This is a genomic window from Cellulomonas bogoriensis 69B4 = DSM 16987 (assembly GCF_000767165.1).
Classification (GTDB): domain Bacteria; phylum Actinomycetota; class Actinomycetes; order Actinomycetales; family Cellulomonadaceae; genus Actinotalea; species Actinotalea bogoriensis.
In genome coordinates, this window is record NZ_AXCZ01000343.1 from 1 (window position 1) to 1,140 (window position 1,140).

Annotated in this window: 2 protein-coding genes and 1 pseudogene; all 3 read left to right on the forward strand. The window is 76.6% G+C overall.

What is annotated here, in order from left to right:
* Positions 1-426: pseudogene (locus tag N869_RS15250) on the forward strand (amino acid permease); the annotation flags it as partial.
* Positions 427-512: 86 nt separating this feature from the next.
* The gene (locus N869_RS15255; protein WP_035063085.1) at positions 513-893 is read left to right on the forward strand and encodes a hypothetical protein; all 381 of its coding nucleotides are present in this window, start codon (positions 513-515) and stop codon (positions 891-893) included.
* A gap of 42 nt (positions 894-935) precedes the next feature.
* Positions 936-1,140, forward strand: a 205-nt coding sequence (locus tag N869_RS15260) for a hypothetical protein (protein ID WP_035063091.1), incomplete at its 3' end; no start/stop codon positions are given.

Here is a 1,140-nt window from a genome sequence, read left to right on the forward strand (position 1 = left end):
GCCGCGGCGGCGGCCCTGGGGGCGTTGCTCGCGCTGGTCGCAGGGGTGGGGCGCACCAGCCTGGCGATGGCCCGCACCGGTGACCTGCCCCGCTGGTTGGCGGCCGTCCACCCCCGGTTCCGGGTGCCGCACCACGCCGAGGTCGCCCTGGCGGTGGTGGTGTGCGTGCTGGTGCTGACGGTCGACCTGCGGGGCGCGATCGGGTTCTCCTCGTTCGGGGTGCTCCTGTACTACCTCGTCGCGAACCTGGCCGCCTGGACCCAGCAGGGTCCGCACCGCCGGTTCCCGCGCGCCCTGCAGGGCCTGGGCGCGGTGGGGTGCGTGGTCCTGGTGGCCACCCTCCCGGTCGGGGCGGTGGCCACCGGGCTGGTGGTCCTGGCCGTCGGGGTGGTGGCGCGCGTGTGGCGGGTGCGGCGCCGCACCTGACCGGTTCTCCCAGGTTCCTCACAGGCTGGTTCGTCACCCTGGTGCGGTGCCCAGGGAGGCCGGGCCGACCGACGAGGAGGGTGACCATGCGCACGATGCTCCAGGACCTCACGGATGTCGGCCCGGCCGGCGGGCCCGCACCGGCCTGGCCCCAGGACCTCACCTCCAGCGACCGTCACCACGGGGCGCTGCGCGGCGGGCCCGGGGGGCTGGACCTGGAAGCCGCGGCATGGGTCCTCGGGGTCGATCCCCTGGACGTCCGACGGGCCCTGCGCGGCGGCTCCACCCTCAGCGACCTCGCTGCCGACCGGGACGTGGACCTCCAGGACCTGGTGCACGTCCTGACCCTGGCCGCCACCGCGCGCGTGACGACGGCCGTCGCCGCCGGGCACCTGGACCCCGGCGAGGCTCACGCCCTCACCGTCGACCTCGCCGACCACGTCGACCACCACGTGCGCACGCCGTAGCGTCACCGGGCGCCGGCCCGTGGTGTCTGCGACGATGCGGGGATGAGCGCCGGACCGACCGACTGGGTGAGCGGGGAGAGGGTGTTCGCCCCGCCCGTGGGAACCGTGGACGTCGACTGGCTGGTGCCCGCGGTGCTCGAGGCCGTACCCGGGGCTGACCCCGTGATGGCGCGAGCGGCGCTGGCGGCCGCGTGGGCCGCCACCCGCACCGGTGCACCCGTCCCTGGCGGCGACCCGGTCGCCGTGG

Coding starts and splice junctions, on each gene's coding strand:
- N869_RS15255 (WP_035063085.1), top strand. CDS start 513: ATGCGCACGATGCTCCAGGACCTCACGGATGTCGGCCCGGCCGGCGGG.